The organism is Nonomuraea basaltis (genome assembly GCF_005893125.1).
GTDB classification, from domain to species: domain Bacteria; phylum Actinomycetota; class Actinomycetes; order Streptosporangiales; family Streptosporangiaceae; genus Nonomuraea; species Nonomuraea basaltis.
Window position 1 is genome coordinate 1 of sequence record NZ_VCJS01000388.1, and the last position, 7,025, is coordinate 7,025.

Sequence of the window (7,025 nt, forward strand, 5' to 3'; positions counted from 1 at the left end):
GGGTTGATCGCCGCGGGGCACGAGGTGGTGGTGCTGGAACAGGCGCAGGAGTTGCGTCTCGGGGGTGGGGCCATCACGTTGTGGTGCAACGGCACGGCGATCCTGGCGGATCTGGGCGTGGGTCTGGACGGGGTGGGGCAGCGGCTGACGACGTTATGCCTGCGGACCGCGAGCGGACGCCGCGTGCTGGAGTTCGACCTGGAGGTGCTGGCGCGGCGGTTCGGGTCGGCGGCGCGGGTGATCCCGCGCGGGTCGCTGATCACCCTCCTGGAGAGCGGGTTGCCGGAGGGGGCCGTGCGGTTCGGTGCGCGGGTGGCGGAGCTGCAGGCCGACGGGGACGGCGTACGGGTGCGGACGGAAGCAGGTCAGGAGTTCAGCGGTGACTTCCTGGTCGGGGCCGACGGTGTGCACTCGCGGGTGCGCGCTCTCGTGCTGGGAGGTGGCCAGGCGGCTCTGACCGGTGTGGCGGTCTGGCAGGGTCTGACGCCGGCTCCGTTCGATCCCGGGTCGACCACGACGTTGATGGTCGGCCGGCAGGGCGATTTCGGGTACATGGGCGCGGGCGACGGGCTCATGCAGTGGTTCTTCGACGTGCCGTGGTCGCCGGGCGCGCCGCCGGAGGACAAGCCGCTGGAGATGCTGCGCCGCCGGTTCGCGGGCTGGGGTGCCCCGGTCGAGCAGGTGCTGGCGTCGCTGGGGGACGGTGACGCCGAGGTGTTCCCGCACACCCGGCACCAGGTGCCGCGCCGCTGGGGCGACGGGCGGTGCGTGCTGCTCGGGGACGCGGCGCACGGGATGCCGCCCGTCATGGCGCACGGCACGAACCAGGCGCTGGAGGACGTGGCGACGCTGGTGGAGTGCCTGAGCACCGTACCCGATCCGCGCGCGGTCGTAGGCGTGTACTCCTCCAGGCGCAGGCGGCGGGCGGCCCTGGCCTCCACGGTCGCCTCACGCGCCCTCGCGGTGTCCGGCCCGCGCACGGTGATGCAGAGCGAGCACCTCATACGGCTGAACGGCGCCACACCGCCGCGGCTTGCCACCCGTGGGTTCGGACTTCTGCTGCGCGCCCTCAGCAACCGGATCTAGTGAACGGAACCCGGGCCGCGGCCGATCGAGAAGACATGGCGGACATGCTAGCCGCCACCCTGACGGAGATCAGCTGATCGGCCTGCGGCCCAGCCAGTCGGGCCAGCCATCCGGGCGGGTCGGCACGATGCGCACCGGCTCATACGGCGCTACAGGCGCGGTCGTCTCAACGGGCTGGTCGGGGAATCGGCGGCCTCGCTGTCGCTCACCTGGCTCCTCGTGATGTATCCCGCCATGAGCGATGATCTCTCCCGAGTGGGGAGGCGCCGCCCGCGCAACGGGCCGGTTGGTCTCTTGTAGGATCCGCAGCTCAGGGGTCAGCGGCCCAACCCCGCCCGGTCCATCATCGAGCCGATCGTCATGGTCATGCGGCGGCGGCCGGCCAGCCGTCCCGCGTGCGCCATCAGGCGGTTCTTCGTGCCCGTGATCACGCTGGGCGGCGGGGTGCGCCGGTCGAGGGCCTTCAGGGCGATCGCGACGACCTCGTCGGGGCGCATCCGGCCGGTACCGCCGTCGGCCTGGGCGCCGGCGACGTCGAAGAACTCGGTCTCGGTGGCGCCCGGCGACAGTGCCATCACGCGCAGGCCGGTGCCGCGCGACTCGTACCAGAGTGCCTCGGTGAAGCTGAGCACGAACGCCTTGGTCGCGCCGTAGACGGCCATGGTCGGGGTGGCCTGGTAGGCCGCCATGCTCGCGACGTTGACGAGTACGCCGCCGCGGCGGGCGCGCAGCCGTTCGATGAAGACGCGGCTGAGGTCGACGAGGCTGGTGACGTTGACGGCGATCTCCGCCTCCAGCCGCTGCGGGTCCTCCTGGTGGAACGCCGTGTTGGTGGCGAAGCCGGCGTTGTTGATCAGGCTGGTGACGGTGAGGCCGCGCTCGGTGATCGCGACGTCGAGTGCCGCCGCGACGCCGGGTGCGGCCAAGTCCATGGCGATCGGGGTCGCGGTGATCCCGTACGCCGTCGCAAGCTCGTGCGCGAGGCGCTCCAGCCGGTCCAGTCGGCGGGCGACGAGCACGACGTCGGAACCCCGTGCGGCGAGTTGCCGGGCGAACTCGGCGCCGATTCCCGCGCTGGCGCCGGTGATGAGGGTGGTCTGGCCGTGGTAGTCCACGGGTGTCATGTCTCCTTCCAGGAGTCCGGTTTGGGACGACGGTGGCACTGTAAGCCGGTCTGGCACTAAGTGTCAATTGGTCACTGAAGTGCTAGCATGGGGACATGTCGGCCACTCCTGACCAGAAGCTCTGGGCCCGTACCCGCCAGGCCGTCCACGCGGAGGTCGCCCGGACCGCGATGGGCCTGTTCCTGGAGCGCGGTTTCGAGGCGACGACGATCGACGACATCGCCGCGGCGGCAGGCATCTCCCGGCGCTCCTTCTTCCGCTACTTCGGCACGAAGGAGGACATCGTGCTCGGCGACCTCGCCGCCCAGGGCGAGCTGATCCGCAAGGAACTGGAGGCCAGGCCCGCCACCGAGGACGCCTGGACCGCGCTGCTCAACGCATTGCGCCACGCGCCACGGCCCGGCCAGGACGACACGACCACGCTGAAGATATCGAAGATGCTCTACGGCACCCCGTCCCTGCGCGCCCGCAGCCTGGAGAAACACCTCCAATGGCAGGCGCTGCTCGCCCCGGACATCCGCCGCCGCCTCGGCGTCGCACCGGACGACGAGCACGACCTGCGCGCCGACGCGATCGTCGCCTGCGTGCTCACCTGCCTGGACGTCGCCGGCGAGGCCTGGACCCGCAGCGACGGCACCACGCCGCTGGAAGACCTGGTCCTCGCGGCGGTCGCGGCGGTACGGGGAAACGCGGCGGCCTCCTGAAGACGGGCGTGGCTGCTGCCCGACTGCCGAAGACCCCGGAAAACGCGAAATCCCGTTTCCTCAGCATCCCTACGCTGTCGGAGTCGCTCGCGGGCCGGGCGGCCTTCGTGGACCTGTGGCCCTTCGCGGTCAGCGAGCGTGTGGGGGACGCAGGCAGATTCTGCGATCAGGCGTTCACCGACCCGGAGTCCTTCACCGGTCGCCAGTCGGCATGGACGTGCGAGGACTACATCCACCTCATAAGCCAAGGCAGCTATCCGGAAATCCTGCGACTCAACTCGCCAGTGGCGATTCGGGCATGGTTCCGCGGCTACCTGGACGCCGTGATCTCTCGCGACATCCGTGAGTTCGCCCATGTCAACAAGGCCCAGGCGATCCCCGATCTGATCGCTCTCGTCGCGGCCCGAGCAGGCGGACAGCTGGTCCTCGCCCATATTGCCGACAGTCTCGGACTCGACGTCGCGACCGTGCGTACATATCTGGCCCACCTGGAAACCGTCTTCCTGGTCGCCTCGGCGCCCGCATGGTCCAACAACCTCAGCTCACGGGTGACCCACGCGCCCAAGACCTATGTGACCGACAGCGGACTGGCCGCCCATCTCATGGACGTGGACGCGGAGTCGCTCCTTGCCCCCGGCCATCCCGCCCTCGGCGGACTCCTGGAGACCTTCGTCTTCGCTGAACTTCTCAAGCTGTCGACCTTCGCCCGCCGACATGTCACCGTACGGCGCTGCCGGGACAGGGAGAAGCGCGAAGTCGTTCTGCCGGGTGAGCGCCAGAAAGACCTCGTCCAGGCTGGGCAGGCGCAGGCCCAGCTCCTCGGTCATGAGCCCGGCCGCGTCCAGCCGCCGTACCAGGGAGGAGATCAGCATCGGGTCGACGGCGGGCACCGTGAGCCGACCGGTGTTCGCATCGCGCTCCGGGATCTGGCCGGTCAGCTCGATCAGTATCCGGGCCACCGCCTCCCCGTCGGCCGGGACGCTCGGCCGTACGTGCAGGATCTGCCCGCCGATGCGGCGCTTCAGCTCACCCGGTCGCCCCTCGGCGACCACCCGGCCCTGGTCGATGACGGTGATGCGGTCGGCCAGCTGATCGGCCTCCTCCAGGTACTGCGTGGTCAGCAGCACCGTGGCGCCGTCAGCGACCAGACCGCGCACCACCTCCCACAACTCGTTGCGGGTGTGCGGGTCCAGGCCGGTGGTCGGCTCGTCCAGGAACAGCACCTGCGGCCTGCCCACCAGGCTGGCCGCCAGGTCCAGCCGCCGGCGCATCCCGCCGGAGAAGGTGGCGATCGGGCGGGTCGCGGCGTCGGTGAGCTCGAACCGCTCCAGCAACTCGGCGGCCCGTTGTCTGGCCTGCCGCCGAGACAGGTTCAGCAGTTGGCCGATGAGCACCAGGTTCTCCACACCGGAGAGGGTCTCGTCCACCGAGGCGTACTGGCCGGTCAGCCCGATCAGGGAACGCACCCGCACCGGGTCGCCGACCACGTTATGGCCACCCACCGTGGCTTGGCCCGCGTCGGGCCGCAGGAGAGTCGCCAGGATCCGCACGGTGGTCGTCTTGCCTGCCCCGTTCGGCCCCAGCACGCCGACCACCCTTCCGGCGGGGACCTCCAGGTCCACCCCGTCCAGCGCGACCTTGTCGCCATACCGTTTGACCAGGCCTTCGGCCCGGATCGCGTACGTCATCGTGGCTCCTTCGTCGTCGATGAGGCCACGGTGCCGAACGCCGCCAACAGCGGGCTGATTTCGCACTGATACGGGACCGGCAGCCACCATCAGCGACAGCCGGTTTCGGTGCCCCAGGACGCCCCACGAGCGCTACCTTGCCGTTCCCGGGAGCACCACACGAACTGATCAACACGGGCAAGATCACCGGTTCAGCAACACCCTCTTACGCTCATCTTGCTGCAGTTCGGCCGCCCGCCAACGATGTCGTTCAACGTCCCCGACTCCGGCATCGGTCAGCTCCTCATGCAGCGCGGCGTTGTCCCGGCGCGCTTTAGCGGGGCGCGATACTGCATCGGAACGGCCAGTGACGATAAGAGGCGTCCGCCGGGCTCCTTAACGTGACTGGCCTTTCGGTTGCTGCTCAAGCCCCGTGACGAACACCGGCACCGGCCACCGGCGGCGGAGGGCGACGACCACGCCACTCACGATCAGCAGGGCATCCTGTGCCAGCACCGGCAGGCGCAACGACACCACGCGGTGTTCCATGCCGCGGGCGTGAGAACACTCAGCCCAGACACGCGGCCACCTACGACGACGGGCGTATCTGGGCACGAGGTGTCTACGCAGAACTGCGTAGACGCTGTCATCCGTTGTCGGAGGCAGCGGCCGCTTCGACGGCGCGATGATCGATTCCGTGAAACCCCTCCCAGGTGCTCACGCTCGTCACCGGCGCCTCGGCCGGCATAGGCCGAGTCACCGCCGTGCACACGCTGCGGGCGCCCGTCATTCGACCGAAAGGATCCTCAATGTCCGTCCTGTTTGCGCTTGCCGCACAGGCGGCCTCGCCAGTCTGTACGACGCCGGCAGAATGCGCGGGCCAGGGTGTCGATACTTTCCTCGGGACCCCTGAGCGAATCTGGGCCAGTGTGGCCGCACTGGTGGCGCTGGCCGGCGTGGTCATCGGCTGGCTGACGCTGCGCTCCGTCCGTCGTCTCGGCAACGGCGGGAGGAGGGGAGCCATCATGGCCCTGGTGTTGGGGCTGACCGGCGGGCTCAACGGCGTGGTGAAACTGGCTGTCGCCGATGGTGGTCTCGGCACCGGCAACGGAGTATTCGGGGCGGCCTTGGCCCTGGTGCTTGGGCTGGTCGGTGCGGTCCTCGGCGGGCTGGCCCTGGCCCGCTCCCGCCGCACCGAGCTGAGCGGCTGACCGCAGCGAATACAAGCGCGCGATCGAGGCCCTGATGACCGTACACACCTCGATCATCGCTCGGCGGCCGCTTCTCGAGCAGACAGCTCTACATCAACAAGTGCGGCTGCCCTACTTATCCGACACCTACGCCAACGAGGCCACACCCCGACCCCACACCGAAAGCCTCAGGAAGCGTTGCGGTACAGGTCCCGTCTCTCGGGCAACTGCTCGAGGCCGGCCGACTGGTAGGTGGCGACGGCGCCGACGTTGGAGCTCGGCGTGCACACGTCCACGCTGGACGAACCCAACTCCTGGAGTGCGCGCGCTGCGGCGACCGTGATCGCTTTGCCGTAACCGTGACGGCGGTGTGCCCGGTGCACGCCCATCGGCTCGATCAGGCCGGGCTTTCCTTCACCCGCCGACCACACCGTCACGGCCGCCACCGCCTCGCCCTGCTCGTTGCGAGCGACCAGGCACCGCGCGTCGACGTACGGCGCACCTGCCGCCATCGCGTGCCAGCGCTCCTCGGTGAACGTCGACCCGTCGAACGACGCACGCAGGACCGCGGCCCACTCGTGCGCCTGTTCCGGCCCGATCACCTCGACGCGTACGCCGGGATCCGGCACAGGCGCGCCGAGGTCGCGCCGAAGTGGTGTCCACGGCTCGTCGCTCTCCCAGCCGTCCTTGAACAACAGGTCCCGGACAAGCGCGCCCATCGGCGACTCGACGTACACCTTGCCCTCGAGCAGCACACCACGCTCAGGCGCCGACACGTCCTCGACCACCTGCTGCGCCAACTCCTCGTCCCGCAACGCCTCCGGCGCGAACGCCAACCGCAGCAACTCCGCACCATCCAGCAGCCCGACCGCCATAACCTCCCCAGCCCGACTCCAGGTCCGCGTAGCCTCCGCCGTCCGCTCCGCACCGAACCGCCAGAACCACCCCACATCCCCCGGATGCAACTGCACGGGCCCTCCGTCGTACTGCCACTCCCCCAACACCCGCACCACGTCACCGAGCCCGTCGACCCCCGGCCTACCCACCTCGATCGCCATCCCCCGATCACACACCACCCCACTGACGCTCCGCACCCGAATTTCCATGGCCGCTCATTGAAGAAATCCGGGCCTGTCCAGTAAACGGTGTAACTCGATCTTGAATTAGTTCTATCGGGTGGTCGGGTTCAGGCGGCCTTCGAAGGTGATGGCGAAGGCGTTGAGAGCGGCTTTCCAGCGGGTGATCCAGCGTTTG

At 69.4% G+C, this 7,025-nt stretch carries 6 protein-coding genes and 2 pseudogenes; 4 read left to right on the plus strand and 4 right to left on the minus strand.

The window, feature by feature from the left end:
• A partial coding sequence (locus tag EJK15_RS66220) for an FAD-dependent oxidoreductase (protein WP_138720426.1) occupies nt 1-1,086 on the plus strand: 1,086 nt, incomplete at its 5' end.
• A gap of 317 nt (nt 1,087-1,403) precedes the next feature.
• Here the strand turns inward: EJK15_RS66220 and EJK15_RS66225 are convergent.
• The gene (locus EJK15_RS66225; RefSeq protein WP_138720427.1) at nt 1,404-2,210 is read right to left on the minus strand and encodes an SDR family NAD(P)-dependent oxidoreductase; all 807 of its coding nucleotides are present in this window, start codon (nt 2,208-2,210) and stop codon (nt 1,404-1,406) included.
• A gap of 95 nt (nt 2,211-2,305) precedes the next feature.
• Between EJK15_RS66225 and EJK15_RS66230 the strand changes: the two genes are divergently transcribed.
• Complete coding sequence (locus EJK15_RS66230; protein WP_138720428.1) at nt 2,306-2,914, plus strand: TetR family transcriptional regulator; 609 nt, start codon at nt 2,306-2,308, stop codon at nt 2,912-2,914.
• A gap of 323 nt (nt 2,915-3,237) precedes the next feature.
• Nucleotides 3,238-3,612, plus strand: a pseudogene (locus tag EJK15_RS78315) (DUF4143 domain-containing protein); the annotation flags it as partial.
• Nucleotides 3,613-3,681: 69 nt separating this feature from the next.
• Here the strand turns inward: EJK15_RS78315 and EJK15_RS66240 are convergent.
• A pseudogene (locus EJK15_RS66240) lies at nt 3,682-4,602 on the minus strand (ATP-binding cassette domain-containing protein); the annotation flags it as partial.
• A gap of 375 nt (nt 4,603-4,977) precedes the next feature.
• Entirely contained in the window at nt 4,978-5,130 is a 153-nt protein-coding gene (locus EJK15_RS72295) for a hypothetical protein (protein ID WP_171075376.1), read from the minus strand.
• A 260-nt stretch (nt 5,131-5,390) separates the two neighbouring features.
• Here EJK15_RS72295 and EJK15_RS66245 point away from each other — a divergent pair, with 260 nt between their 5' ends.
• Nucleotides 5,391-5,792, plus strand: a complete 402-nt coding sequence (locus EJK15_RS66245) for a DUF6223 family protein (RefSeq protein WP_138720429.1) — start codon at nt 5,391-5,393, stop codon at nt 5,790-5,792.
• Between the two features lie 167 nt (nt 5,793-5,959).
• On the opposite strand, the gene EJK15_RS66250 is transcribed toward EJK15_RS66245, so the two are convergent.
• Nucleotides 5,960-6,829, minus strand: a complete 870-nt coding sequence (locus tag EJK15_RS66250; protein ID WP_138720430.1) for a GNAT family N-acetyltransferase — start codon at nt 6,827-6,829, stop codon at nt 5,960-5,962.
• Between the last annotated feature and the right edge of the window lie 196 nt (nt 6,830-7,025).